22 protein-coding genes and 1 pseudogene are annotated in these 26,218 nt (G+C 74.7%); 7 read left to right on the top strand and 16 right to left on the bottom strand.

The window, feature by feature from the left end:
* Together KJS59_RS12390 and KJS59_RS12395 are read right to left on the bottom strand one after the other, a co-directional pair.
* A pseudogene (locus tag KJS59_RS12390) lies at nucleotides 1–1,384 on the bottom strand (transposase); the annotation flags it as partial.
* Between the two features lie 38 nt (nucleotides 1,385–1,422).
* The gene (locus KJS59_RS12395) at nucleotides 1,423–2,547 is read right to left on the bottom strand and encodes a DNA primase (RefSeq protein ID WP_249714066.1); all 1,125 of its coding nucleotides are present in this window, start codon (nucleotides 2,545–2,547) and stop codon (nucleotides 1,423–1,425) included.
* A gap of 139 nt (nucleotides 2,548–2,686) precedes the next feature.
* Between KJS59_RS12395 and KJS59_RS12400 the strand changes: the two genes are divergently transcribed.
* Nucleotides 2,687–3,016, top strand: coding sequence for a PadR family transcriptional regulator (locus KJS59_RS12400; RefSeq protein ID WP_213452994.1), 330 nt, complete (start codon nucleotides 2,687–2,689; stop codon nucleotides 3,014–3,016).
* 377 nt (nucleotides 3,017–3,393) lie between these two features.
* On the opposite strand, the gene KJS59_RS12405 is transcribed toward KJS59_RS12400, so the two are convergent.
* The 10 genes from KJS59_RS12405 to deoC all read right to left on the bottom strand — a co-directional run bounded on the left by KJS59_RS12405 (nucleotide 3,394) and on the right by deoC (nucleotide 13,965).
* Entirely contained in the window at nucleotides 3,394–3,897 is a 504-nt protein-coding gene (locus KJS59_RS12405; RefSeq protein WP_213452995.1) for a permease prefix domain 1-containing protein, read from the bottom strand.
* 59 nt (nucleotides 3,898–3,956) lie between these two features.
* On the bottom strand, nucleotides 3,957–5,609 hold the full coding sequence (cydC, locus tag KJS59_RS12410) for a thiol reductant ABC exporter subunit CydC (RefSeq protein ID WP_376771159.1): 1,653 nt from the start codon (nucleotides 5,607–5,609) through the stop codon (nucleotides 3,957–3,959).
* Nucleotides 5,606–7,288, bottom strand: coding sequence for a thiol reductant ABC exporter subunit CydD (gene cydD, locus KJS59_RS12415; protein ID WP_249714067.1), 1,683 nt, complete (start codon nucleotides 7,286–7,288; stop codon nucleotides 5,606–5,608). Before cydD ends, cydC begins: the two co-directional genes overlap by 4 nt.
* Complete coding sequence (locus KJS59_RS12420) at nucleotides 7,285–7,941, bottom strand: cytochrome d ubiquinol oxidase subunit II (protein WP_213452997.1); 657 nt, start codon at nucleotides 7,939–7,941, stop codon at nucleotides 7,285–7,287. The genes cydD and KJS59_RS12420 overlap by 4 nt, the downstream gene beginning before the upstream one ends.
* A gap of 11 nt (nucleotides 7,942–7,952) precedes the next feature.
* The gene (locus KJS59_RS12425; RefSeq protein ID WP_213452998.1) at nucleotides 7,953–9,203 is read right to left on the bottom strand and encodes a cytochrome ubiquinol oxidase subunit I; all 1,251 of its coding nucleotides are present in this window, start codon (nucleotides 9,201–9,203) and stop codon (nucleotides 7,953–7,955) included.
* A gap of 264 nt (nucleotides 9,204–9,467) precedes the next feature.
* On the bottom strand, nucleotides 9,468–10,376 hold the full coding sequence (locus tag KJS59_RS12430; RefSeq protein ID WP_213452999.1) for a M56 family metallopeptidase: 909 nt from the start codon (nucleotides 10,374–10,376) through the stop codon (nucleotides 9,468–9,470).
* 7 nt (nucleotides 10,377–10,383) lie between these two features.
* Nucleotides 10,384–10,737, bottom strand: a complete 354-nt coding sequence (locus KJS59_RS12435) for a BlaI/MecI/CopY family transcriptional regulator (protein ID WP_213453000.1) — start codon at nucleotides 10,735–10,737, stop codon at nucleotides 10,384–10,386.
* A 21-nt stretch (nucleotides 10,738–10,758) separates the two neighbouring features.
* Nucleotides 10,759–11,583 carry an aldehyde dehydrogenase family protein gene (locus KJS59_RS12440; RefSeq protein WP_213453001.1) on the bottom strand — a complete coding sequence of 275 codons (825 nt, stop codon included), beginning with the start codon at nucleotides 11,581–11,583 and terminating at the stop codon, nucleotides 10,759–10,761.
* A complete protein-coding gene (locus KJS59_RS12445) occupies nucleotides 11,576–13,012 on the bottom strand; it encodes an aldehyde dehydrogenase family protein (RefSeq protein WP_213453002.1) in 1,437 nt (478 codons plus the stop codon). The genes KJS59_RS12440 and KJS59_RS12445 overlap by 8 nt, the downstream gene beginning before the upstream one ends.
* Before the next feature lie 2 nt (nucleotides 13,013–13,014).
* Nucleotides 13,015–13,965: a deoxyribose-phosphate aldolase gene (gene deoC, locus KJS59_RS12450; RefSeq protein WP_213453003.1), complete on the bottom strand. Its 951-nt coding sequence runs from the start codon at nucleotides 13,963–13,965 to the stop codon at nucleotides 13,015–13,017.
* Nucleotides 13,966–14,027: 62 nt separating this feature from the next.
* Here deoC and upp point away from each other — a divergent pair, with 62 nt between their 5' ends.
* Complete coding sequence (gene upp / locus KJS59_RS12455) at nucleotides 14,028–14,660, top strand: uracil phosphoribosyltransferase (protein ID WP_213453004.1); 633 nt, start codon at nucleotides 14,028–14,030, stop codon at nucleotides 14,658–14,660.
* Here the strand turns inward: upp and KJS59_RS12460 are convergent.
* Nucleotides 14,657–15,145, bottom strand: a complete 489-nt coding sequence (locus KJS59_RS12460) for an NUDIX hydrolase (RefSeq protein WP_249714068.1) — start codon at nucleotides 15,143–15,145, stop codon at nucleotides 14,657–14,659. The genes upp and KJS59_RS12460 overlap by 4 nt on opposite strands.
* Nucleotides 15,146–15,173: 28 nt before the next feature.
* On the opposite strand from KJS59_RS12460, the gene KJS59_RS12465 reads away from it, so the two are divergent.
* On the top strand, nucleotides 15,174–15,872 hold the full coding sequence (locus KJS59_RS12465) for a GOLPH3/VPS74 family protein (RefSeq protein WP_213453006.1): 699 nt from the start codon (nucleotides 15,174–15,176) through the stop codon (nucleotides 15,870–15,872).
* Nucleotides 15,873–15,875: 3 nt separating this feature from the next.
* On the opposite strand, the gene KJS59_RS12470 is transcribed toward KJS59_RS12465, so the two are convergent.
* The gene (locus KJS59_RS12470) at nucleotides 15,876–17,519 is read right to left on the bottom strand and encodes a phospho-sugar mutase (RefSeq protein ID WP_213453007.1); all 1,644 of its coding nucleotides are present in this window, start codon (nucleotides 17,517–17,519) and stop codon (nucleotides 15,876–15,878) included.
* A gap of 49 nt (nucleotides 17,520–17,568) precedes the next feature.
* On the bottom strand, nucleotides 17,569–19,713 hold the full coding sequence (locus KJS59_RS12475) for a serine/threonine-protein kinase (RefSeq protein WP_249714069.1): 2,145 nt from the start codon (nucleotides 19,711–19,713) through the stop codon (nucleotides 17,569–17,571).
* 220 nt (nucleotides 19,714–19,933) lie between these two features.
* Here KJS59_RS12475 and KJS59_RS12480 point away from each other — a divergent pair, with 220 nt between their 5' ends.
* Together KJS59_RS12480 and KJS59_RS12485 are read left to right on the top strand one after the other, a co-directional pair.
* Nucleotides 19,934–21,502, top strand: coding sequence for an acyl-CoA mutase large subunit family protein (locus tag KJS59_RS12480; RefSeq protein WP_213453008.1), 1,569 nt, complete (start codon nucleotides 19,934–19,936; stop codon nucleotides 21,500–21,502).
* Nucleotides 21,503–22,098: 596 nt separating this feature from the next.
* Nucleotides 22,099–23,559, top strand: a complete 1,461-nt coding sequence (locus tag KJS59_RS12485; RefSeq protein ID WP_213453009.1) for an amidohydrolase — start codon at nucleotides 22,099–22,101, stop codon at nucleotides 23,557–23,559.
* A gap of 66 nt (nucleotides 23,560–23,625) precedes the next feature.
* Here the strand turns inward: KJS59_RS12485 and KJS59_RS12490 are convergent, their stop codons facing one another.
* On the bottom strand, nucleotides 23,626–24,564 hold the full coding sequence (locus KJS59_RS12490) for a DUF4349 domain-containing protein (protein WP_213453010.1): 939 nt from the start codon (nucleotides 24,562–24,564) through the stop codon (nucleotides 23,626–23,628).
* 79 nt (nucleotides 24,565–24,643) lie between these two features.
* Between KJS59_RS12490 and KJS59_RS12495 the strand changes: the two genes are divergently transcribed.
* Together KJS59_RS12495 and KJS59_RS12500 are read left to right on the top strand one after the other, a co-directional pair.
* On the top strand, nucleotides 24,644–25,276 hold the full coding sequence (locus tag KJS59_RS12495; protein WP_213453011.1) for an MBL fold metallo-hydrolase: 633 nt from the start codon (nucleotides 24,644–24,646) through the stop codon (nucleotides 25,274–25,276).
* 5 nt (nucleotides 25,277–25,281) lie between these two features.
* On the top strand, nucleotides 25,282–26,190 hold the full coding sequence (locus KJS59_RS12500) for a coiled-coil domain-containing protein (RefSeq protein ID WP_213453012.1): 909 nt from the start codon (nucleotides 25,282–25,284) through the stop codon (nucleotides 26,188–26,190).
* Nucleotides 26,191–26,218: the final 28 nt, after the last annotated feature.

Here is a 26,218-nt window from a genome sequence, read left to right on the forward strand (position 1 = left end):
CCGCCGGCACCGGCGAGCCGGAGATCGGCGCCGCCGGCGGTGCGGTGACCGGCGCGGCTGGCATCTGCTGCGGCGGTACCGGCATCGGGTGCTGCTGCATGGCGGCCGCGGGTGCCACAGGCGGCGCGGCGGCCGGCGGCACCGGCATCGGCGCGACGGGCGGTGGTGCGATCGGCGCCGGCGCGACCGGCGGCGGCTGGACCGGCTGCGGCCCGGCCGGCGGCGCGCTCACCGCGGCGGCCTGGGACCGGGAGCGCCGGGCCCCCAGCGCCGATGCCAGCCGGGACGGCTCGCCGCTCCCGTCCTGGTTGGACGCGGCGGCGGCCCGGCTGCCGGCGGAGCGGGCGGCCCGGTTCGGCGGGGTGTCGCCGCCCCCGACCTCGCCGATCGACCGGACGGACGGGGTGGTCGCGCGGGAGGTGGCCTCCGCCGCCCGGCGGGCCGCCCGGCGACCCGACGGCGCCGGCTGCGTGCCGGTCACCCGCTCGGCCAGCGCGCCGATCAGGGTGTCGCAGGCCAGGTCGCAGGAGCGCACGGCGGCCACGGCCTGCCGGACGGTCTCCGCCACGATCGGGACGATCGTGCGGGTCACCCCGGTGCGGCGCGGCGTCTCCGCGATTGCGACCCGCAGCGCGGTGATGGCCTCGGTGATGGTGACGGTGTCCGCCACCCCGGACGCGGCAAGCTGCGCGGCGACCGCGTCGGCCAGCGCACCGTCCCGGTTGCGGGCGCCCGTGCCGCTGGCGGTCAGCATGCCGGGCTCGGGCAGGGCGTCCAGCACGGCCAGGCAGACCGGCTCGGCCGGGTCGGGGTAGGCGCGCAGCGCCGCCGGGTACAGCTCGCGGAGCACCTCGCGCAGCGCCACGGCGGCGCCGTGGCGCCCGCCGATCAGCGCGGCGTGCGCGGCCAGGATCGGCTTGTGCGGGGCCAGGTCACGGGGGACGGGCATCGCCACGGCGGACAGCGCGCCGGCCTGTAGTGCCCGGGCCAGGCCGACGGCCCGGCGCTCGGCCGGCGGCGCGGCGATCTCGTCCGCGGACTCGTCGTCGGCGAACCGCTCGGCGAAGTCGTCGGTGGCGTCGTCGTCGGCGAAGGCGAGCGCCCGGCCGGCCGCGGTCAGCAGCATCGTCACCAGGTGGTGGTCGCTGTCCGCGGCGAGCGCGACGCCCGTCGGGTCGCTTGAGCGCTCGGCGAGCCGGGCACCGAGCCGGGCGTACCCGGCCGGGTCGTCACCCAGCTCGCAGACGTCAAGCAGCCGCCCTGCGTCGTCGACGACCGCGACCGTCAGCGAGGCGGCCGATGCCGCCGGAGCCGACGGATCGGCCGCAGCCAGACCGCAGTACACGCGCACGAGCGCCACGGCGTCGTCCTCCTCCCGGGACAGCTGTCGTGTGCCAAGGAATGATGCTCCCTGGTCAAGGGTCAGTCGCGCCAGTCCACGACGGCACTGATCTTCCCGATAATCGTGCGCCAGCCCAGAGTTGCGGTTTGTGCCCCGATTTTCTTCAGCCGCCGGCGCCCCCGGAACCCGCCGATACCGCCGCCCGCCGCGGCCCGCAGGGCCTCGTCCAGGTCGTCCAGCGGGCTGCCCGGCGCCAGCGCGTCCAGGACCGCTACCAGGCGCAATGCGTACGCCAGATCCCGGGAGATCTCACCAGCCTCGATGAGCAGGGTGGTGTCCCAGGTGTCGTGGCCGCCGCGCAGGTTCTCCACGACGAGGTCCAGCTCGTACGAGTCCTCGTCGGTCGGGGCGATCAACTCCGGCTGGATGCCCTCGGCCACGCCGGCCCAGCTGTCCAACTGCGCCAGATCGTGCGGGCCACCGGAGCGCACGTAGGAGACCAGGCCCTCGGGGGTGCGGAAGAGCAGCAGCTTGCCCCGGTGGCTGAGGAAGATCGGAACCTCCTCGGGCTCCTCCTCGGGCTCGTCCGCCTCGGCCGTCTCCTCGGCCTCGTCGGCCTCGCCGTCCTCGTCCTCTTCGGATTCATCCGATTCGTCGGCCTTGGAGCGGGCCCGGCGCCGCTCCCGGGCGACCTGGAGATCCTCGCGCTCGTCCTCCTCCACCCCGGCGAGGAACTCCTCGTCCAGGATGACCACCTCGTCGTCCTCGGCGGACCGCTCGGCGAACAGGTCCTCCTCGTCCCGGTCCGAGATGTCCGTCGGGGTCAGGTCCGTGTCCAGGCGGTACGCCCGCAGCGTGTACCCGACGCCGGCCGGCAGGGCGATCTCCACCGGCTCGATACCGGCACTCTCCCAGAGCGACCGGTCGACGTCCTCCGCCGCACCGGCATCCGTCGCGTCGTCGTCCGTGGCGTCCGTCGCGTCCCCGGCGTCCGTCGCGTCTCCGCTGTCTGTCGAGCCCGTGGCGTCCCCGGCGTCCGGCGCGTCTCCGCTGTCTGTCGAGCCCGTGGCGTCCCCGGCGTCCGGCGCGTCTCCGGCGTCTGTCGCGCCGGCCGCGGTCACCTCATCGGCATCGACGTCGGTCGTCTCGGCGCGCTTGGCCGAGGACTTGCCGTCGTTGCGCCGCCCGGGCGAAGTGCGGGCCACGGTGACCTCCGGTGTGATCGGGTCGTTGACTCAGCGCACACCCTAGCCGGCCGGGCCCCTCCCGTGGAGGCCGCATCCCGGGTTCCGGTCCCGGCGGCCGGTTCCGGTCCGCGCCCCGCGACGGGTAGCCTTGCTACCCATGAAGGCCCAGGCGCTGCACGGCCACCTCGACGCGCTGCTGCTCGCCGTCCTCGAGGGTGGCCCGCTGCACGGGTACGCCATCATCGAGGCCCTCAAGGGTCGCAGCGATGGCGCCCTCACCCTCCCTACCGGCACCGTCTACCCGGCACTGCGCCGCCTGGAGCGCGCCGGCCACGTCAGCAGCGAATGGAGCACGGTGGGTGGCCGCGACCGCCGCACCTACCGTCTCACCGCGGCCGGCGCCCGCGCCCTGGCCGGGGAGCGCAGCAACTGGGCCGAGTTCAGCGCCACCGTCGCCAACTTCCTCGGCAACCCCAACCCCGCCTGACCGCTCCCCCGCCCGCGCCGCCAAGTTCGTCGATCTCGCCGGTGTGGTGCCTCGCGACCTCGGACCCGTGCCGACGTGACGCCGCCGGCCCGAAGCGACGCCCGACTTGGTTCTTGCACCCTTACGCCGCCGCCCGGAGGGCAGCCCTGGGGCGAGATCTTGGCAACGCACGCCGCTTTTCTGGCCAGATCGGTGCCAAGATCTCCCACCCGGCGGCCGCCATGGGCACCGACGCGGCGCCGAAACGGTCAGCGAGTGCCACCAGGTAAGGGGGTGATGCTTCCGACACGGAAGCAGAGTAAAGCGGCACGACACAGCGCTCCCAACCCGAGGGGCGAATCCAGAAGTGGGGAGCGAAGCAGCCCGGGGCGGGTCGGTCAGGCACCGCCGTTGTGCACCACCGCAAGTCCAAGATCGACGGGGGAGGAGGGGCGGCGGGTGGCGATCAGGGCCCGGCGGAGGGTCCAACCGAGCCAGCCGTACCCCGCGAGCACCGCCAGCCCGCCGACCTGCATCGGGGTCCACGTCAGGATCGCGGTTCCGAACGTGTGCAGGCTCATCAGGTAGATGGTGATGCCGTTGGCGAACAGCAGGAGGACCGCGAGCGAACCGCCGAGGGCGACCCAGCGGGCGGCGCGGCGGGCGGCGGCGACGGCGAGCTCGGTCTGGTAGTCGGGAGCGACCCGGCGCAGCGGCCCGAAGTCGGTGACCGCGCGGGCCTCGGCGGCGGCCGGCACGGCCTGCGCGCGGTACGCCTCGGCCGCGTCGAGCAGGTCGTCGTGGGCCTCGGCGAGCAGGTCGGCCTTGAGCCGGCCGGGGCCGGCGAGGCGCCGTTCGAGGGCCCGCAGGTGCTGGTCGATCACCTGTTCCCCGACGCGCATACCGCCCAGGGCGCCACCCCTGCCCCGCGGCGGTGATCAGGGCCTTTCCCCCAATCCGCTCACAGGTGCTCGCGGTACCACCCCGGGGTGGCGCTCAGCCGCACGTGGGTGCCCCGCTGGATGACCACCCCGCCGTCCAGCACGAGGATCTCGTCGAACCCCTCCAGCCCGCGCAGCCGGTGGGTGACCAGGACGACGGCCCGGCCCGGTCCGGCGGCGGTGAGGGTGCCGGCGAGGACCCGGTCGGCGGCGTCCGGGTCGAGGCCCTCGGTGGGCTCGTCCAGGACCAGGACCCGGGGGCCGAGCAGCAGCGCGCGGGCGAGCGCGAGGCGCTGCCGCTGGCCGCCGGAGAGCTGCGCCCCGTCGGCGCCGGCCGGGGTGTCGAGCCCGTCGGGCAGCGTGCGGACCCAGTCGAGCAGCCCCGCGGCGGCCAGGGCACCGTCCACGTCCCCGTCGCCCAGTAGGTTCTCGCGCAGGGTGGCGTGGAAGACGTACGCCTCCGCCATGAGGCCGCCCACGATCCGCGGCCGGACCTGCTCGGCGTACTCGTGCATGGGGTGCCCGCCACGGGTCACGCTGCCCGAGGTGGGGGCGACCAGGCCGGCGAGGGCGGCGATGAGCGTGCTCTTGCCGGCGCCGCTCGGGCCGACGACGGCGACCCGGCGCCCGGGTGCGAGCGTGAGATCCACACCGGCCAGCGCGGGACGGTCGCTACCGGGGTACCGGACGGCCAGGTCCCGCGCCACGACGTCGGCCTCGGGGACGTCGGTCGACCCGCCGGCGACCGGGGCGGGCGGGGCGAGCAGGGGCGCCAGTCGGGTGAGGGCGGCCCGGGACCCGGGGTAGAGGCGGGCGGCGGTCATCAGCGCGAGCGTCGCCTCCACCGCGGCGAGCGAGAGCACCGCGAGGACCCCTACGGTGACCCCCGAGGCGCCGGAGCGCAGCGCGACCACGACGACCGCCGCGGCGGTGGCGCCGCCGAGCAGCACGCCGGCCGCGTCCAGCGCGGAACCCGCGTAGCCGAGGCGGCGCTCGACCCGGGCCAGTTCGGCGGCCCGGCCGGCGGCGGCGCGCAGGGCGGTGCCGGTGGCGCCGTAGGCGGCCAGGTCGGCGGCCCCGGCGGTGAGGTCGACCGCGTCGGTGGCGAGCGCACCGCGCAGCGGCGCGACCCGGGCGGCCGCCCGGTGGGTCAGCGCCAGCGCGGCGGCGGGCAGGGCGAGCCCGGCCAGCAGCAGCCCGGCGCTGAGCGCGGCGGCCGCGGCCGGGCTGGCCAGCGCGGCCCCGGTCACGGCCAGGGTGGCCACGGTGGCGGCGGCGCCGGCCGGGACGAGCACCCGGAGCATCAGATCCTGCACGGCGTCCACATCGGACACCAGGCGGCTCAGGGCGTCCCCGGTGTGCCGGACGGGCACCGCCATCGCGGCCAGCGACTCGTACACCCGGGTCCGCACGTCGGTCAGCAGGCGCAGCACCGCGTCGTGGCCGGCGAGGCGCTCCACGTACCGCAGCGTGCCGCGGCCGACCGCGAGCGCCCGCACGGCCACGATCGCGACCGTGAGCGCCTGTAGCGGCGGCCGCCCGGCGGCGCTGATGAGCAGCCAGGTGGCGGTCGCCATCAGGGCCAGGCCGGCGAGGTCGGTGCCGGCCGCGAGCAGCCCCGCGCCGGCCAGCCGCCACCGGTAGGGCCGGGTCATCGCCAGGAGCACCCTCACGCCGCCGCCTCCGTCGCCCGCTCGGTGACCTGCCCATCCTGGACGGTGATGGTCCGGTCGGCGAGCGGCAGCATCGCCGGGCGGTGCGCGACCATCAGCACGGTGCGCCCGTGTGCCAGCCGCTGGGTCGCGGCCAGGACCGCCGCCTCCGACGCCGGGTCGAGGCGGGCGGTCGGCTCGTCCAGGAGCAGCAGCGCCGGGTCGCGCAGGAACGCCCGGGCCAGCGCCACCCGCTGCCGCTGCCCGCTCGACAGCCCGTGCCCGCGCTCGCCCACCACCGTCTCCACGGGGACCGGCAGGACGGCGAGCGACGCCGCCTCGCGTACCGCCTCGTCGGTGGCCTCGGGCGCGCCGAGGCGGATGTTGTCGGCCAGCGTCGCGGCGAACAGGTGCGGGCGCTGCGGCACCCACGCCAGCCCCGCCCGCCACGCGTCGATGTCCAGGTCGCGCAGGTCCACGCCGTCCACGAGGACCCGGCCCGACGCCGGGGCGACGAATCCCAGCAGGACGGCCAGGATCGTGCTCTTGCCGGCGCCGCTCGGGCCGACCAGGGCGACCCGGTCCCCGCGCCGGATCGTCAGCGTCGCGTCCCGCAGGGCGGCGCCCCGGTCGTACTCCACGGTGACGTTCTCGAACCGGATCTCCCGCCACGCGCCCACCGGCCCGCCCGCCCGCTGGTCGGTGCCCGCCGGTGCGGCGTCCAGGATGGTGAACGTCTCGTCCAGGGCGGTGAGGCCGGCCATGCTCGCGTGGAACTTCGCCCCCGCGGCGCGCAGTGGCAGGTACGCCTCGGGCGCGAGCAGCAGCACCAGCAGGGCGGTGCCGAGGGTCAGCCCGCCGTCGAGCAGGCGCAGCCCGATCGGCACCGCCACCAGCGCCACCGACAGGGTCGCCACCAGTTCCAGAACCAGCGCGGAGAGGAACGCGATCCGCAGCGTGCGCATGGTGGCGAGCCGGTGCTCGCCGGCCAGCCGCCGCACCGCCGCTGCCTGCGCGCGGGCCCGGCCGAACGCGCGCAGCGTCGGCAGGCCGGCGACCATGTCCAGGAAGTGCCCGCCGAGCAGGGCCAGGCGCCGCCACTGGCGCCGGGTGGCCGCCTCGGTCTGCCAGCCGACGAGGATGGCGAACACCGGAATCAGCGGCAGCGTGGCGGCGACGATGAGCGCCGAACCCCAGTCCGCGAACGCGAGCCGGGCCAGCACCGCCACCGGCACCGCCGCCCCGAGCAGCATCTGCGGCAGGTACCCGGTGATGTAGTCGTCGAGCGCGTCGAGCCCGCGCCCGGCCAGCGTCGCCAGTTCGCCCGCCCGCTGCCCGGACAGCCACCCGGGCCCGCGCTGCCCGACCGCGCCCAGCAACTCCCCACGCAGCGCCGCCTTGACCGTGGCGGCGGCCCGCACGGCCACGGCGCCCTGCGCCCACGCCGTGAGCGCCCGGCCCGCGACGGCCGCGACGAACCATGCCAGCGCGCCCCGGTCCAGCCGGCCCTCGGCGGCGGCGGCGAGGACGGTGGCCAGGGCGGTCGCCCCGGCCACGATGAGCCCGGCGGTCGCCACGGCGAGGGCGCCGAGCAGCGCGAACTGCGCCCGCGCGGCCGGTACCCGGCGCAGCACCCGCGGGTCCACGGGCGGCCGCCGGCCGTCGCCGCGGGGACCGTCGCCGCCTGCCACCCCGCTCACCAGAACACCGGTGTGCGCGCGTCGAGCCGGCCCCGGAACGCCCACCAGAGCATCGCCTGGAACCCGAGCAGCGCCGGCAGCAGCGGGATCGCCAGCCAGGAGAGCAGCCGCAGCGTCGCCGGGTCGGCGGCGGCGCCGGCCACCGGGAGCGTCGCGGCGGGGTCCACGGTGGACACGAGGGCGTTCGGGTACAGCGCCGCGCCGACCAGCAGGACCGGCAGCGCCATCGCGGCGGCGGTCGCGGCGAAGGCCACCCCCGGGCGGCCCCGGCCGAGCGCCACCCGCGCCGCCAGCAGGACCCCCACGAGCGCCGCGAGCCCCAGCAGCGCGGGAAGCGGCCGGGACACCGACGCCCGTACCTCCTGGCTGAGTGCCCCCACGGCGGCGGCGACGCCGACCGCGGCCACCAGACCCGCGAGGATCGCCGGGTAGAGCGAGGAGATCAGTTCGCCCTCCAAGCGCGGAAACGCGCCGAAGAGGACGCCCACCGCCGCCACCAGCCACACCTCGTTGCCGAGGAAGTACGGCCCGAGCGCGGTGAGCCCGTCGCGCCCGGCCGCGCGGAGCAGGAGCCCGGCCCCGTAGTCGTAACCGGCGAGCGCCAGGTAGCCGGCGAAGAACAGCCCGAGCACCCCGTACCAGAAAAACTCCATCGTTCCCCCTCTCAGGCCAGGACCGGTTCGGGCGTGCGGGGCTCCGCCGCGGGTGGCGCGGGCGGGCGCCCCAGGGCGACGTCGGGACCCCGGTGGGCGGCCCGGGCCAGCAGCACCCAGTCGGCGATGGCGAGCGCGCCCAGCAGGGCGGCGAACCCCAGGAACGACGCCAGCATCGTGCCCCCGCCGACCGGCGTGACCGCGTCGGCCGTGCGCAGCAGCCCGTACGCGGCCCACGGCTGCCGCCCGACCTCCCGGGCCAGCCACCCGAAGATCGCCGCGAGGAACGGGAACGGCACGGCCAGCAGCATCAGGTACAGCGGCAGGCGCAGCCGGATGATCCAGTCCCGGACGAACAGCGGGATCAGGAACACGCCCCAGGCCAGCGTGAACGCGATCAGGATCATGAATCCGAGCGGTACCTGGGACCACTGTGGCGGCAGGTAGTCCCCCGGGCCGAACCGGGCCGTGAAGTCCGCCACCGCCGCCGCCTTGGCCGCGTCGTCCCCGAACTTGGTCGGCTGCGTCGCCCCGACCGCCCCGAACTGCGCGAACCCGAAGCCCATCACGAACGTCACGCCGACCATCCCGGTGACCAGCCCGAGGCGCAGCGACGTGCGGAACAGTTCCACCTCGCGGGTCCGCCGGATGAAGTGCCAACTGCTCACCCCCGCCATCACCAGCCCGCCGGTCATCCACGCCGCCGCCACCACGTGCCCGAACGCCATGACCAGCGTCGGGTTCGTCAGCAGCGCGCCGAAGTCGGTGAGCCGGGCCACGCCGTCCCGTTGCTCGAAGCCCACCGGGTTGTGCAGCCAGGCGTTGGCCACCATGATCCAGTACGCGGACGCGTACGCCGTGATCGCGACGCCCCACAGTAGCGCCAGGTGGACGCCCTGCCGCAGCCGGTGCCACCCGAAGATCCACATGCCGAGGAACGTGGACTCGAGGAAGAACGCCACCAGTGTCTCGATCGCGAGCGGGGCGCCGAACACGTTGCCGACGTACCGGGACAGCCCGCTCCAGTTCAGGCCGAACTGGAACTCCATCACCACCCCGCTGGCGATCCCGAGCGCGTAGTTGATCACGTAGAGCGTCCCCCAGAAGCGGGTGAGGCGCTGGTACACCGGCTTCTTGGTGATCATGTAGGCGGTCTGTAGGTACGCCAGCAGCGTGACCAGGCCCAGCGTGAGGATCACGAACAGGAAGTGGATCGACGCCGTGGTGGCGAACTGGAGCCGGGCCAGCGGCAGCGGATCCATCCCTCACCTCCGATGGCGGTAGGTCGTCATTGCATAGCCGCCCTACACATAGTCGCCCTACACATAGCTACGACGCCGCGTAGTACCACAGTACGGCGTCCCTCGGCACCCCTGGCCTCCGCCCGATCTTGGCGTTGTGGTGGGAATGAATGCCCACATATCTGCCCGACCCGGGCGCCAGGCGGGCGCTGTTCCGGCGGCCGGCGAGGTGGGCGTGGGCGGGCCGGCCGAACTCCAAGGTCGACGTGGCGGAGGGTGGGGTGGCTAGGAAAGGAAGGTGATCAGGGGGGTGGCGGCCAGGACGGCGGTAGCGGCGAGCGCCAGCGCGGCGCGGACCCGGGGCGGGCGCCGGCGGCGGGAGATCACGAGCCGGTCCATGCGGGCCTCGAGGTGCTCGGCGGCGCCCAGGGCCCCCGCCGGGGTCGGCGTCGCCGAGGCGGTGGCGAAGCGCAGCAGCGCGCCGGCGAGCGGGCCGTCCGTGTGGGCCTGGCGGGCGCGGTCGTCGGCGCGCATCTCCACGAGCAGCGACACCGCGTCCCGGGCGGCGTGCAGCCACCCGGCGAACGGCAGCACCCGGCACAGCGCCCCGAACGGCAGGACCACGAGATCATGGCGCTCCCGGCCGTGCGCCCGTTCGTGGCTGAGCACCGCGGCGAGCTGCTCGCGATCCAGCAGGCTGAGGGTGCCGGCGCTGACGACCACCGTGGAGCGCATCCCCGGCAGGCAGTACGCCGCGGCGCTGGGGTGGTCGAGGACCAGCGCGCCGGGCGCCGCCGGGTCGGCCCGCGCGACGAGCGCCAGCAGGTCCCGGTGGCGGCGCCGCGCCCGCAGCGTGTGCACCAGGTGGGTCACCGTGGCGGCGACGAGCCGGACGCCGACGAGCAGGCCGACCAGCACCAGGGCGCCGCGCCACGCCGTCATGCCGGGCGGGAGCGCGCCGGCCCGCAGGTCCCGGGCGAACGCGACGAGCGCGGGGCCGACGGCCGCGCGGTAGGGCGCCAGCCCGATCTCCAGCGGCAGGCCGATGGCGCACAGGCCCAGCGCCAGGCCGAGCAGTTGCCAGCAGACGATCGCGCTGCGCGGGCTGCGCCAGGTCCACCGGGAGCGGGTCAGCAGCAGCGCGCCCAGGTAACCGGCGGCCAGCGCGGCGGCGAGGTGGCTGACGTGCACCATGGCCGGCTCAGCCCGCCTCGTCTTCCAGCGCCTTGCGCAGCACCTCGGCCTCGCTGCCGCTGACCGACCGGGCGAAGCGGACCAGCGCCGCGTCCCGGCTGCCGGTCAACTCCAGCGCGTCGAGCATGAGCCGGGCGATGTACGCCTCGCGGGAGGCGGCCGGGCGGTAGCTCCAGGCCCGGCCGGTCCGGGTGCGCTGCACCATGTCCTTGCCGGCGAGCCGGTCCAGCACCGTCATCACGGTGGTGTACGCCAGTTCGCGGTCGGCCAGCGCGTCGGCGACCTCGCGGACGGTGGCCGGGGTGCCCCTGTCCCACAGCACGTCCATCACCGCACGTTCGAGGTCGCCCAGCCGCATCACGGCACAAGCCTAGCCGCTTCCTCAGACCCCCTTCGGGTGCCAGACGGTCTTCGTCTCCAGGAACGCGGTGATCCGGGACGGCCCGGGGTCGGCGGTCCAGTCGATCGGGGCGGCCGGCGGGCGGACCACCCGCTTGAGGTTCCCGGCGGCGGCCTGCTCCAGCGAGACGGCGAGCGCCTGGTCGGCCACGCCGGTCAGGTCGAGGGCGTTGACGTCCAGGTGGGACGCGAGCCACGGCGCCGTCTCGGCGGCCCGGCCGGTCAGGATGTTGACCACGCCGCCCGGCAGGTCGCTGGTGGCCAGCACCTCGGCGAGGGTCACCGCGGGCAGCGGCGCCGGTTCGGCGGCCAGCACGACGACCGTGTTGCCGCTCACGATCGCCGGCGCGATCACCGACACGAGGCCGAGCAGCGGCGATTCGCCGGGCGCCACCACGCCCACCACGCCGGTGGGCTCGGGCGCGGACAGGTTGAAGTACGGGCCCGCCACCGGGTTGGCCCCGCCGTACACCTGGGCGATCTTGTCGGCCCAGCCGGCGTACCAGACCCAGCGGTCGGTCGCGACGTCCACCTCGGCGGCGGGCAGGCCCAGCCCGATGAACTGGTCGCGCCGCCCCTCCAGCATCTCGGCCGCCCGGTACAGGATCTGGCCCCGGTTGTAGGCGGTCGCGCCGGACCAGCCCTTCACCGCGGACCGGGCGGCGACCACGGCGTCCCGTACGTCCTTGCGGGAGGCCAGCGCCACGTTGGTGTTCTCCACGAGGTACGACCGCCCTGACTCGCTGCGCGGGAACCTGCCGCCGATGAACAGCTTGTACGTCTTGCGTACGGCCAGCCGCTCAGACATCGAGGTATGCCTCCAGTCCGTGGCGTCCGCCTTCCCGGCCGTAGCCGGATTCCTTGTATCCGCCGAACGGTGAGGCTGGGTCGAATGTGTTGAACGTGTTGGCCCAGACCACGCCGGCGCGCAGTTTGTCCGCGATCGACAGGATTCGTGAGCCCTTTTCGGTCCAGATGCCGGCGCTGAGTCCGTAGGGGGTGTTGTTGGCTTTCTCGACGGCCTCGGCGGGGGTGCGGAAGGTCAGCACCGACAGGACGGGTCCGAAGATTTCTTCGCGGGCGATGCGGTGGGCTTGGCTGACTCCGGTGAAGATGGTCGGGGCGAACCAGAAGCCACGCTCGGGCAGCTCGCACGGCGGCGACCAGGGGTGCGCGCCTTCCTCGCCGCCGATCTGGGTCAGGGCGCGGATGCGGTCGAGTTGGGTCGCGGAGTTGATCGCGCCGATGTCGGTGTTCTTGTCCAGTGGGTCGCCGACGCGGAGCAGCGCCATCCGCCGTTTCAGTGATTCGAGGAGCTGGTCGTGGATGGATTCCTGGACCAGTAGGCGGGAGCCGGCGCAGCAGACGTGGCCCTGGTTGAAGAAGATGCCGTTGACGATGCCCTCGACGGCTTGGTCGATGGGTGCGTCGTCGAAGACGATGTTCGCCGCTTTGCCACCCAGTTCCAGGGTGAGTTTCTTGCCGGTACCGGCGACCGCGCGGGCGATCTGTTTACCGACGTCGGTGGAGCCGGTGAACGCGATTTTATCCACGCCGGTGTGGTTGACCAGGGCCGCGCCGGTCTGGCCGGCGCCGGTGATGATGTTGACCACTCCGGGGGGCAGGTCGGCTTGTTGGCAGATCTCGGCGAACAGCAGCGCACTGAGGGGGGTGGTCTCGGCGGGTTTGAGCACGACGGTGTTGCCGCAGGCCAGGGCCGGGGCGATTTTCCAGGCGAGCATGAGCAGCGGGAAGTTCCACGGGATGACCTGCCCGGCCACCCCCAGCGGTTGTGGGTGCGGGCCGAAGCCGGCGTGGGGGAGTTTGTCGGCCCAGCCGGCGTAGTAGAAGAAATGCGCCGCGGTCAGGGGGAGGTCCACGTCTCGGGACTCGCGGATCGGTTTGCCGTTGTCCAGCGATTCCAGTACCGCTAGTTCCCGGGAGCGTTCCTGGATGATCCGGGCGATCCGGAACAGGTACTTGGCCCGTTGCGTGCCCGGCATCGGACCCCACACGGTCTCGTACGCGGCGCGGGCGGCCGTCACCGCCCGGTCCACGTCCGCCGGGCCGGCCTCGGCGACGTCGGCGAGGACCTCTTCCGAGGCCGGGTTGACCGACTTCAGGCCGGCACCGTCGGCCGGGTCGACGAACTCACCGTTGATGAACAGCCCGTACGAGGGCCGGAGGTCGACGATCGAACGCGACTCGGGGGCGGGGGCGTAATCGAATGCGTTCATGGCTAGTCCAGACTCACGTAATCGGGGCCGGAGTACACCCCGGTCGCCAGCTTGCCGCGCTGCATCAACAAGTCGTTGAGCAGGCTGGAAGCCCCGAACCGGAACCGGTCCGGGTCCAGCCACGCCGGGCCGGCGGTCTCGTTGACCAACACCAGGTACCTGATCGCGTCTTTCGTCGTGCGGATACCCCCGGCCGGCTTGACACCAATCAGGCGGCCGGTCACGGCCCGGAAGTCACGGACCGCTTCCAGCATGATCAACGTCACCGGCAGCGTCGCGGCGACGGGCACCTTACCGGTGGAGGTCTTGATGAAATCCGCCCCGGCCAGCATCGCCAGCCACGACGCCCGCCGCACGTTGTCATACGTGCCCAACTCGCCGGTCTCCAGGATCACCTTCAGATGCGCCGCCCCACACGCCTGCCTGACCGCGACGATCTCCTCGAAAACCTCCACGTACCGGCCGGACAGAAACGCCCCCCGACTAATCACCATGTCGATCTCATCCGCGCCGGCGGCCACCGCCGCCCGGGTATCAGCCAGCTTGACTTCCAACGGCACCTGCCCCGACGGGAACGCCGTGGCCACACTCGCCACCCGCACACCCGAGCCGGCCAACGCCTCAACCGCGGCCGGAACCATCGAGGGATACACACAGACAGCGGCAACCGGCGGGCAAGACGGATCCGACGGCTCCGGCCGGCGCGCCTTCGCGCCCAACGCCCGCACCTTACCCGGCGTGTCCGCCCCCTCCAGCGTGGTCAAATCCACCATCCGGATCGCCAGGTCGATCGCCCACGCCTTAGCGCCGGTCTTGATCGACCGGGTGCCGAGCAGGGCGGCGCGCTGCTCCGCACCCACATGATCCACGCCCGGCAGGCCATGCAGGAACGTCCGCAGGGTCGCCGCGGAACGCCCCACCTCGGCCAGCGAGGACGTCGTTGTCGCCGTCATGCCCGCGAGTCTATCCGCCCGCCCCGGCAGTGATCTTGGTCGAGCGGGTAGGTTTGCTCGCCGTGGACGTACTCGTCGTGGACCACCCGCTCGCCCAGTCGCGGCTCACCGCGATGCGCGCCGCCGACACCGACTCGGCCTCGTTCCGCGCCGCGCTGCACGAGCTGACCACCATGCTCGTGTACGAGGCGGCCCGCTCCTTCCCGCGCGAGAACATCGAGGTGACCACGCCGGTCGCCACCGCCCGCGGCACCCGGCTGGCCAACCCGCCGCTGCTGGTACCCGTGCTGCGCGCCGGGCTGGGCATGGCGAACGCCGCCCTCGCGCTGCTGCCCGAGTCGTCCATGGGCTTCGTCGGGCTCGCCCGCGACGAGCACACCTTCGAGCCGCGGGCCTACATGGAGTCGCTGCCGACCGACCTGACCGGGCTGCCGGTCCTGGTCCTGGACCCGATGCTGGCCACCGGGGGCTCCCTGGAGCACTGCTGCCGGCTGCTCGCCGAGCGCGGCTGCACCGAGATCACCGTCCTCTGCGCGCTCGCCGCCCCGCCGGGCGTCCAGCGGCTGGACCGCTCCGGCCTGCCGCTGCGCCTGGTCACCGCCGCGATCGACGAGAAGCTGAACGACCAGGCGTTCATCGTGCCCGGCCTGGGCGACGCCGGCGACCGCCAGTTCGGCGGCATGCCGCGCTTCTAGAGCTCGGTGTAGGACCAGCTCACCGCCCGGCCGCCGGCGAACGGCATGACGCCGTGGAAGACCCGGGGCCGCTCGGCGAACACCAGCGGCAGGAAGTGGGCGTCGCTGGGCCACATGGGCACCCTGCCGGCCAGCACGTCCGCCAGCTCGACCCAGACGAGCGTGCCCTCCGGGTTGCCGGCCGGCACCTCGCCGCTCCAGGACGGCACCCGGAACAGGAAGCCGAACCACGCCTCGCCGTGGCGGCCGAAGCCGGGCCAGGAGATCGTGCCGGCCAGCTCGACGGCGTCGCACTCGATCGCCGCCTCCTCGCGCAGTTCCCGGCGCAGCCCGGTCACCACGTCCTCGCCCGGCTCCAGCTTGCCGCCCAGGCCGTTGTAGAAGCCGTAGTGGACGTCGTCGGGGCGGGCGTCGCGGCGGATCATGAGGAGCCGTCGCCCGTCGGGGGACAGCACGTAGCCGAGCGTGGCGAGGATGGCCTGCACCCGGGTGACCCTAGTACCGTCCGAAACCATGACCTCGTTAGCGCTCGCCGAGGAACTGCTCCTCCTGGCGTACGACGATGAGACCGGCAAGGCGACCGGGTCGCGGATCGGCCTGGACCTGGGAATGGCCGCGGCGGTGCTGATCGAGTTGGCGCTGGCCGGGCGGATCGCGCTGGCCGACGGCGGCCTGCTGGCGGCGCCCGGGAACGAACCGACGGGCGACCCGATCGCGGACGACGCGCTGCGCCGCATCTGCGCGGACACGCCGCACACGCCGGCCTCGTGGGTGCAGCGGCTGCGGCACGGGCTGCGCGAGCGGGTGCTGGCGGACCTGGTGGGCCGCGGAATCGTCCGCGAGGTCGACGAGACCGCCCTGGAGTTCATTCCGGTGCACCGCTACCCGGCGGTGGACCCGGCGCCCGAGGCGGAGGTGCGGGCCCGCCTGGCCGCGGCCCTGACCGGCGGTGCCGATCTTCCGCCGCGCACCGCGGCCCTGGCGACCCTGGTCGCGGCGGCGCGGATGGAACCCACGCTGAACCTGCCCGAGGGCGAGGCGGCCAAGGTGCGCGCCCGGCTGGAGGAGATCGCGAACAGCGCCGGCTTCGCCGGCACGGTCAGCGCGGACACCTCCACGGTGCGCCCCTCGGTCGCCATCGTGGTGGCGGCGCTGATCCGCGCCGTCGACACCGCGCTCGGCGCGCTACCCGCCGACCACCCCCGCCGCTAGCGCCTACCGGATTCCCAGCGCGGCGGCGGTCTCCGTGCGCAGCGCCCGCACCGACGCCGCCGCGCGCTCCCGGGCCGCCGCCACGCCGCCCGCACCCACCGGCTCGCGCACCTCCAGGTACGCCTTGAGCTTGGGCTCGGTGCCGGACGGGCGGACCACCACGCGGGCGCTGTCGGTGCGCAGGAGGAACACGTCGGCGCCGGGCAGCCGGTCCTCGGTGCGGACCGGCTCGTCGAGCAGGGCCGCCGGGGGGCGGGAGCGGATGTGCCGCATCGCCCGGTCGATCTCGGCCAGGTCGTCCACCCGGACCGAGAGCTGGTCGGTGGCGTACACCCCGAACTCGGCGGCCAGCTCGTCCAGCCGGTCGGTGAGGGTGCGCAGCTCGGTGCGCAGGCCGGCGGCGAGCTCGGCGACGAGCAGGGCGGCGGTGATGCCGTCCTTGTCCCGGACCAGGTCGGGCGCCACCGCGTACCCCAGCGCCTCCTCGTACCCGTAGACCAGCTCGCCGCCCTCCGCGCGGACGATCCACTTGAAGCCGGTCAGCGTCTCGTCGTACGGCAACCCCCGGCCGGCGCACACCGCCCGCAGCAGCGAGGACGAGACGACCGTGGTCGCGTACAGGCCCCGGGCGCCGCGGCGCATCAGGTGGTCCGCGAGCAGGATGCCCACCTCGTCGCCGCGCAGCACCCGCCAGCCGGTGCGCGGGTCGGGTACCGCGACGGCGCAGCGGTCCGCGTCCGGGTCGTTGGCGATGGCCAGGTCGGCGCCGGTCGCCTCGGCCAGCGCGATGACCCGGTCCATCGCGCCCGGCTCCTCCGGGTTCGGGAACGACACGGTCGGGAACTCCGGGTCCGGCGCGGCCTGCTCGGGTACCACGGCGGGGGCGGCGAAGCCGGCGAGCTGGAACGCGTCCGCGAGCACCGCCGCGCCGACGCCGTGCAGCGGCGTGTACGCCACGGCGAGTTCCCGGGGGCCGTCCGGGTCGGTGACGCCCGCCGCCGCCCGCAGGTACCCGGTGACGATCTCCTCGCCGAGCACCTCGCCGTCCGCGCCCAGCGGCACCGCGGACAGCTCGCCGACGGCCGCGATGGCCGCCTCGATCTCCGCGTCGACCGGCGGCACGATCTGCGCGCCGTCGCCCAGCGGGCCGCCCAGCCCGGCGCCGAGGTAGACCTTGTACCCGTTGTCCCGCGGCGGATTGTGGCTGGCGGTGACCATCACGCCGGCGACCGCGCCCAGCGCGCGGACCGCGTACGCGAGCACCGGCGTGGGCAGCGGCCGGGGCAGCAGCAGGGCCGCCCGGCCCGCACCCGTCGCGACCCGGGCCGTGCGGGCCGCGAACCCGGCCGAGCCGTGCCGCGCGTCGTACCCGATGACCAGCGGGCCCTCGGCGCCCCGCGCGGCGAGCCAGGCGGCCAGGCCGGCGGCGGCCCGGGTGACGACCGCGAGGTTCATGCCGTTCGGACCGGCCCGCATCGGGCCGCGCAGCCCGGCGGTGCCGAACGCCAGCGTCCCGGCGAACCGGTCGGCCAGGTCGGCGGCGCTGTCGGGCAGCCGGTCCAGCACGGCGCTCAGTTCGGCCCGGCTGGCCGGGTCGGGGTCGTCGGCGATCCAGCGCAGCGCGGCGGTGCGCAGCTCATCGGTCATCTGGAGTTGATAGCACGCCCCCGACTCGCGCCGCCCGGATCCCCCCCGCTCAGGCCGCGTCGAACTTGAACGAGCGGACCATCTCCTCGAAGATCGGCCGGCTTTCGTCGAACTGGCTCTCGCTCGTGGTCAGGTAGAACGAGTACGCCTTGCCGCCGGTGACCACGGCCCGCCACACGCCGTGCCGCATGTCATCGCCCGCTCCGCAGGTGTACTCGAGCTCCGCGGCCGGCCGCCCGTCCAGTTCGGCGGTGCTCAGCGCGCGCCGCTCGTACGGGTCCGGGCAGCTCGTGGACTTGTCGCGCAGGTAGTTCTCGGCGATCACCAGGAACCGGTTCGGCTCGGCATTCGAGTTCTCCACCAGGATCCGCACCTTGCGGCCGGCGTTGTCGGGGTCCACGTAGTCCACGTAGCTGGCCTTCTCGGGGGCCTTGCGCTCCCAGCCCTTCGGCACGTTGAGGGCGATGCCCTTGGCGCTGTGCTGCTGGACGGGGAAGGCGGCGGGCGCGGCGGTGGCGCTGGACGGCGCCTCGGTGATCTGCCCGGCGACCGCCGGTTCGTCGCCGCCACCGCCGAGCGAGGCGAGCCCGATGATGCCCAGCAGCAGGACCGCCGCGCCGGCCGCCGCGCCGATCCGCACCTTCGTCGGCCAGCCGCGGACCGCCCCGACCAGCCGCGCGCCGGCCGACTTGGCGCCCGCACCCCCGGGCTGCTGCCCGGGCAGTGGCGGGTACGGCGACCAGGGCTGCTGCCCGTACTGCGGTGCGTGGTGCGGGCCGTGCGGGGGCGGGTAGGCGCCCGCCGGCTGGGTGTGCCCCGGCGGTGGGGGCGCGAACGGCTGGGGCGGGAACGGCTGGGTGTGGCCCGCCGGCTGGGGCGGGAACGGCTGGGGCGGGAACGGCTGGGTGTGGCCCGCCGGTGGGGGCGCGAACGGCTGGGGCGCGAACGGCTGGGGCGATTGCGGGGCGGCCTGCCCGGCCGACAGATTCCAGCGCTGCGTGGTGGCCGCCGGGTCGCCGGCGGTCGGGACCGGGGCGGTGACGTCCGGCGCGGTGCGCCAGGCGGCCGTCGTCGGGCCGGCCGCCCCCGCGGCGGCCGGCGAGGCGGGCGCTGTTCCGGCGGCCGGCGAGGTGGGCGCGGGCGGGCCGGCCTTGACCTGCGCCAGGCGGTCGGTGAGCGACTCGCCCGGCTGGAGCATGGCGCGCCCGCCGATCTGGCCGGTGGGCTGCGGCGCGGGCGGCTCGGCCGGCACCGGCGCGCGCTGGGCCGGCACGACCGAGTACGGATCGGTCCAGGTATTCGTGGGTGCCTTGCTGGCCAGCGGGCCGACGATCAGGTCGCGCAGCGTGGCGCGGGCGGCGCCGACCTCCCAGCGCTTGGCCGGGTCCTTCTCCAGCAGGCCGAACAGGACCGTGCCCAGCGCCCCGGCCCGCACCGGCGGCGCCGGCGGATCCTCCACGACCGCGTGCATCGTCTCGATCGGGTCGCCCTTGTCGAACGGGGGGCGCCCCTCGACGGCGGTGTACAGCGTCACGCCGAGCGAGAACAGGTCGCTGGGCGGGCCGAAGTCGCTGCCCATGGCCCGCTCGGGGGAGATGAAGTGCGGCGAGCCCAGCACCATGCCGGGCGTGGTGAGCTGCACGTCGGTGGGCATCCGGGCGACGCCGAAGTCGGTCAGCACGCAGCGGCCGTCCGAGCAGATCAGCACGTTCGCCGGCTTCACGTCCCGGTGCAGGACGCCGGCCGCGTGGGCCACCTCCAGCGCGCCGAGCAGCGCGATACCGATCTTGGCGACCGCGCGCGGGGCCAGCGGCCCGTCCTCGATGACCATGTCGGCGAGGCTGCGCGCGTCCAGCAGTTCCATCACGATCCACGGCCGGCCGGCCTCGGTGACCACGTCGTAGACCTGCACGACGCTGGGGTGCGCCAGGGCCGCGGCCGCCCGCGCCTCGCGCAGCGTGCGCTCGTACATCGAGTCGCGGTCGCTGGGCGCCAGCCCGGGGGGCAGGACCACCTCCTTGACCGCCACATCGCGGCGTAGCAGCGTGTCGGAGGCGCGCCAGACGGTGCCCATGCCGCCGGTACCCACGGCGGCGCGCAGGGCGTAGCGCCCACCGATGGTGGAGCCTGGCGCGGCGCGCCCGGCCGGCGGACCGGCGTTCGTGGCGCTCCACGTCGTCGGAATCTGAGTCACGGGAATTGCCACCGGGGAGGTCGAGGGATCGCGGTTATGGCCGCTGCCTATATTGCCGGTGCGAGGGCCGGAAGGAAAAGCCGCGAACCGGCCTGTTGGACGACTCAGGGAAGATATCGACATCTCGTGGCGGCTCGGTAGCGTTCCGTGTGGAGAAAGCCACCCAGCGTGCGGTGTCCCTCACCCCCGCTCCCGCGCCGTCCGGCCTTAACATTCGCTCATGAGCGAGTCCGGGTTCCCGATCAAGCCGGTGTACGGGTCCGGCGACCTGCCGGCGGATCTCGAGCAGCGGCTGGCCACCCCCGGCGAGTACCCGTACACCCGGGGCGTGTACCCGACCATGTACACCTCCCGGCCCTGGACCATGCGCCAGTACGCCGGCTTCGGCACCGCGGCCGAGTCCAACGCCCGGTACCACGAACTGCTCGCGCACGGCACCGCCGGCCTGTCCGTGGCGTTCGACCTGCCCACCCAGATGGGGTACGACTCGGACGACCCGATCGCGCAGGGCGAGGTCGGCAAGGTCGGCGTGGCCATCGACTCGATCGAGGACATGCGGCGGCTGTTCGACGGGATCCCGCTGGACCGGGTCAGCACCTCGATGACGATCAACGCGCCGGGCTCGGTGCTGCTCCTGCTCTACCAGTTGGTCGCCGAGGAGCGGGGGATCGCGGGCGACGCGCTGAGCGGCACGATCCAGAACGACATCCTCAAGGAGTACATCGCCCGGGGTACGTACATCTTCCCGCCGAAGCCGTCCCTGCGCCTGGTCGCGGACACGTTCGCCTACTGCCGGGCCGAGATCCCGCGGTGGAACACCATCTCGATCTCCGGGTACCACATGGCCGAGGCGGGCGCCACGCCCGTGCAGGAGATCGCGTTCACGCTGGCCAACGGCGTCCAGTACGTACGGGCCGCGCTCGATGCCGGGTTGGCCGTGGACGACTTCGCGCCCCGGCTGTCGTTCTTCTTCGTGGCCCGCACCACGCTGCTGGAGGAGGTCGCCAAGTTCCGCGCCGCCCGGCGGATGTGGGCCCGCCTGATGCGCGAGGAGTTCGGCGCCAAGAATCCGAAGTCATGGATGCTGCGGTTCCACACGCAGACCGCCGGCGTGCAGTTGACCGCGCAGCAGCCCGAGGTGAACCTCGTCCGGGTCGCCGTGCAGGGGCTGGGCGCGGTGCTCGGCGGCACCCAGTCGCTGCACACCAACAGCTACGACGAGGCGATCGCGCTGCCCTCCGCGAAGGCCGCCCGGCTCGCCCTGCGCACCCAGCAGGTGCTCGCGCACGAGACCGACCTCACCTCCACGGTGGACCCCTTCGCCGGCTCCTACGCCGTGGAGGCGATGACCGACGAGATCGAGCGGGCGGCGACCGCGTTGATGGGGCGGGTGGCCGGGTTCGGCTCCGCGGTGGACGCGATCGAGGCCGGCTTCCAGAAGCGCGAGATCGAGTCCGCGGCGTACCGGGTGGCCCAGCAGATCGAGACCGGCGAGCGGGTGGTGGTCGGGGTCAACCGGTTCACCGTGGACGCGGAGGAGCCCTACGAGCCGCTGCGGGTCGACCCGAGCATCGGGGCGGAGCAGGCGGCCCGGCTCAAGACGCTGCGCGCCGAGCGGGACACGCCGGCCGTGGACGCCGCCCTGGCCGCGCTGCGCACCGCCGCCGAGGGCGCCGAGAACGTGCTGTACCCGATGCGGGAGGCGCTGCGCGCCCGGGCCACGGTCGGTGAGGTCTGTGCCGCCCTGCGCGAGGTCTGGGGCCGCTACCAGCCCGTCGACCGGTTCTGACCGTCGAGGCGAAGCCGCTCCGGGCGCCGGCCGTGGGGCGCTTGCGCCGGCCGTGGGGCGCTCGCGCCGGCCCGTAGCGGGGCCAAGTGCGCGGCCGTAGCAGGGCCGAGCGCCGGCCGTAGCGGGCCAGTGCTCGCCGCGTGGGCCCGCGGCCCGTGGGGGCGCCCGGGGGCTTGCGGCCTGAGCGCCCGCCCCCGATGGCTTCCGGGCGCTCAGGCCGGACCGCGCTGGCCGGCTCAGCCACCTGGCCGCAGCCTGCCGGCCACCCGGCCGGCGCGCTGTCGCCGATCGGCGTCCGTCGACTTCCCGTCAGCCCCGCGCCCCGGCACCCCCGCGCCGATCGTGGACCTGTGATGCCCGAGATACGGCTATTTCGGCCGCTTTGCTGGCCACGACAACTCCAAGGTCGACCGGGCGGGTGGTGCATGAGCGGCCGCCGGCGGGGTACGGGCCTGCGGTGTGGTGTCCGCCACAACGCCCGCCGACGCGTGCCGTCGGCCTCCCGGCCCGGGCCGGACGCCATCGATGAACCGGTTTCGCCGGGCCTCCGACGCAACCGAGAGCGATTGTTACGCGTTGTAGGAGGTGTGGCAGAAATGTCTGCGCATCATGGCGTCCGTGAGCCGTCGCCCTCCGTGGGCGGGCGCCTCTACCAGGCAATACGTGACGGAGCGCGATCCGGCCGTCACCAGAACGATGTTGCGCAGCGTCACCGTACCCGGTCTAGGCTGTTCGAGTCCCGCAATACCGGAAACGCCCCAACCGCCGACAGTAATCAGGTAACCGACGTGACGAGTGTTTTGCACCTGGCGCAGCCCAGCCCCGCCGCCGCCGCGGCGACCGCGTGGCCGGAGCCGCCGCCCGGGGCCGACCCCCTGCCCGGCCACCTCGACCGCTGGCTCGCCGCCCGCGGGGCGGAACTTGTCGCGGTACGCCGGCACATCCACGCCCACCCGGAGCTGTCCCACCGGGAGTTCGAGACCGCCTCGCTGGTCGCCCGGGAGCTCGCCGTCGTCGGCCTGACCCCGCGCTTCCTGCCCAAGGGCAACGGCGTGATCTGCGACATCGGCGAGGGCGACCGGGTGATCGCGCTGCGCGCGGACCTGGACGCGCTGCCGCTGCCCGACACGAAGGACGTCCCGTACCGGTCCACCGTCGACGGGGCGGCCCACGCCTGCGGGCACGACGTGCACACCACGATCCTGCTCGGGGTCGGGCTGGCGCTGGCCCAGCTCGCCGAGCGGAACGAGCTGCCCGGCCGGGTCCGGCTGCTGTTCCAGCCCGCCGAGGAGGCCGTGCCGTCCGGCGCGCCCGAGGTGATCTCCGCCGGTGGCATGAAGGACGTCGCCGCGATCTTCGCGCTGCACTGCGCGCCCCAGCTACCGGCCGGCCTGGTCGGGGTGCGCCCCGGGCCGTTCACCGCCGCCGCGGACACGGTCAGCGTGCGGCTGACCGGGCCCGGTGGGCACACCGCCCGCCCGCACCTGACCGCCGACCTGGTGCACGCGCTCGGCCGGGTCATCGTGGACGTGCCGTCGCTGCTGGACCGGCGCGTCGACCCCCGAGCCGGCGTGTCGATGGTCTGGGGCACCGTGCACGCGGGCGAGGCGCACAACGCCATCCCCGGCGCGGGGTACGTGAAGGGCACCGTCCGGGTGCTCAACCGGGACGCCTGGCGGGAGGCCCCTGAGCTGATCACAAGGCTGGTCCGGGACGTGGTGGCCGGCACCGGCGCCGAGGTGGATGTCGAGTACGTGCGGGGCGTCCCACCGGTCATCAACGACCGGATGGCGTCGGCCACGATCGCGGGGGCGGCGGCCGCCGCGCTCGGCCCCGACCGGGTCGTCGAGGCCGAGATCAGCATGGGCGGCGAGGACTTCGCCTTCTACCTCGACCACGCGCCGGGCGCCATGGTGCGGCTGGGTACCGCCACGCCGGGTGAGCCGCTGCGGGACATCCACCAGTCCGGCTTCGACGTGGACGAGCGCTGCATCGGGTACGGGGTGCGGGCGATGGTCCACACCGCCCTGGCCGCCCTCACCAACCCGGCCTTCTGACGCCCGCCGGTCTCCGTGCGCCGCGCCCCGAGCCACTCAGGATCGGGGCGCGGCGCACGGACCTGCTCAGGCGGTCTGCTCCGGCGCGGGTGCCGGTGCCGGCGGCGCCGGGCGGCGGCGGTAACGGCGGGTGAGCCAGACGGCGGCGGCGACCGGCACGCCGAGGACGAGCAGCCACGGCAGCAGCACTCCGACCACCGTCAGCAGCACGCGCAGCGAGGCGACGAACCCGTTCCAGCCGGACTTCACGCCGGCCACGAAGCCGGTCCGCTCCTTCTCCGGCGCCTTCGCCCGCGGCGCGAGCAGGGTGGCGGTGATCGTGGACAGCGTGGTCAGATTGTCCAGGGTGCGCTTGCGCGCCTCGAGCGCGCCCAGCTCGCTCTCCCGCTTGGACAGTTCGGCCTCGACCGAGACGATCTCGCCGATGGTCTTCGCTTCGGCCAGCAGCGCCCGGGTGCGGGTGACGCTGGCCCGCTGGCTGGCCAGCCGGGCGTCCAGGTCGACCACCTGCTCGGTGACGTCCTCGGTGCGGATCTCCCGGCTCTCCTCCTTGCCGAGCCGGGCCAGGTCGTCCACCACGGACGCGAACGTCGCCGCCGGTACCCGCAGGGTCAGGGTCGCCTCTGAGCGGTCGCTGTCGCTGGTGCGCTGGTCGCCGCCGACGAAGCCGCCCGCGCCGGTGGCGATGCCGCCGGCCCGGTTGGCCGCCTCGTCCGGGTTCGGCACCCGGACGGTGATCGTGCCGGTGTAGACGATGGCGCGGGGATCCGCCTCGTAGCGGGCGGGCACGTCCGCCCGCATGTCCTTGAGGGCCTGCTCCGGGGCGGCGGCGGCCGGCACCTTCCCGGCGTTCGCGGCGCCGGCGGCGTCGGCGGCGTCGGCGCGGCCCACGGTGGAGGCGCCGTTCTGGGACGACGCGCTGTCGGACGCGCCGCCGGAGCAACCGGCCAGGGCCAGCGGCGCGACCAGCAGTATGGCCAGCCCTGCCGCGAAACGTCGGTTCATTGGGTTACCTCCCTAAGGTCAGCGCTGAGACGTGCGGCGACCGTCGGGGGTTCCGGCAGACTGTCGGGCGGAGGTAACGATGCGGATAACGAAGTTCGCGCACGCCTGCGTGCGACTGGAGCGGGACGGTGCGGTGCTGGTCATCGACCCGGGCAGCTTCACCGAGGCGGCCGCGCTGGACGGCGCCGACGCGGTGCTCATCACCCACGAGCACGCCGACCACCTCGACGTGGACAAGCTGGCCGACGCGCTGGGCCGCCGCCCGGCCATCACCGTCCACACCCACCCGGACGTGGTGCCCAAGCTGGGCGCCCTGGAAGGGGTGGTCACGGCGGTGACCAGCGGCGAGGAGTTCTCCGCGGCCGGGTTCGCGGTCCGCGCGTACGGCGGCTGGCACGCCGAGATCCACCCGGATGTCCCGCGCGTGCCGAACCTGGGCTTCCTCGTGGAGCAGAGCGTCTACCACCCGGGCGACTCGTTCGACGTGCCGGCCGGCGCGCACGTGGAGACCCTGTTCGTGCCCGTCTCGGGGCCGTGGCTGAAGCTGTCCGAGACCGTGGAGTTCGTCCGCGCGGTCGGGCCCCGGCGGGCGTACGCGCTGCACGACGGCTTGTGGAACGCGGCCGGACACCAGCTGACCACGAGCCTGCTGAACCGGCTGGGCCGGTGCGAGTACGCCCGCCTGGAGCCCGGCACGGACGTACCGGCCTGACCGCGATGGCACCCACCGTCGACGAACTCGCCGACGAGCTGTACGCAGCGCCGCCCGCGGAGTTCGTGGCGAACCGGCGGCGGGCGGTCGACCAGGCCCGCCGGAACCGGGATTCGAAGGGCGCCGCCGCGCTCGGCAAGCTGCGCAAGCCGACCGTGGCGGCCTGGCTGGTGAACCTGCTCGCGCTGCGCCAGCCCGAGTTGGTGGCGGAGTTGGCCGACCTGTCCCGGGAGCTGCGTACCGCCCAGCGGGAGCTGAAGGGTGCCCGGCTGCGCGAGCTGTCCGCCCAGCGCCGGGCGGCGGTCGGCGCGCTGGTGCAGCGGGCGCGGGCGCTGGCGGTCGAGGAGCGGCCGGAGTTGGCGGACGGGAAGCTTCCGCTCGCGGAGGTGGAGTCCACCTTCGCTGCCGCGCTGGCCGACGAGGAGGTCGCCGCCCAGGTCCGCTCCGGCCGGCTGATCCGGTCGGTGGCGTACGCGGGCTTCGGGGAGGTGCCGCGCCCCCGGCTGCGTCTGGTCACCAACGACGAGGCCGAGGAAGCCGAGCGGGCCGGCGGCGCCCGGGCCACCACCCGCGACCGGGAGGAGGAGCGCCGGGCCAGCGCCGAGCGGCGGGCGAGGATCGAGCGGAACCGGGAGCGGGCGGCGCTGCGCAAGGAGCTGGCGGCGGCCCGTACCGAGGAGAAGCAGGCCGGGGCGGCGGCGGAGCGCGCGGCGCGCGAGGAGCGGGAGGGCGCGGACGAGCTGGCGCGGATCGAGGCGCACCTGGCCGAGCTGGAGCGGCGCCGGTCGGCGGCGGAGGCCGAGCTGGGCCGGCGCCGGGTGGCCCGCAAGGCGGTCGAGCGGCAGGCGGCGGCCGCCCGGCGACGCTCCGGCGAGGTCGAGGGCGCCCTCGAATCGCTCGAAACGTCGGACTGATCTAAACGGCGCCCCGGCTCGACGGACC

This window comes from Rhizomonospora bruguierae (assembly GCF_018397995.1).
Lineage (GTDB): Bacteria > Actinomycetota > Actinomycetes > Mycobacteriales > Micromonosporaceae > Rhizomonospora > Rhizomonospora bruguierae.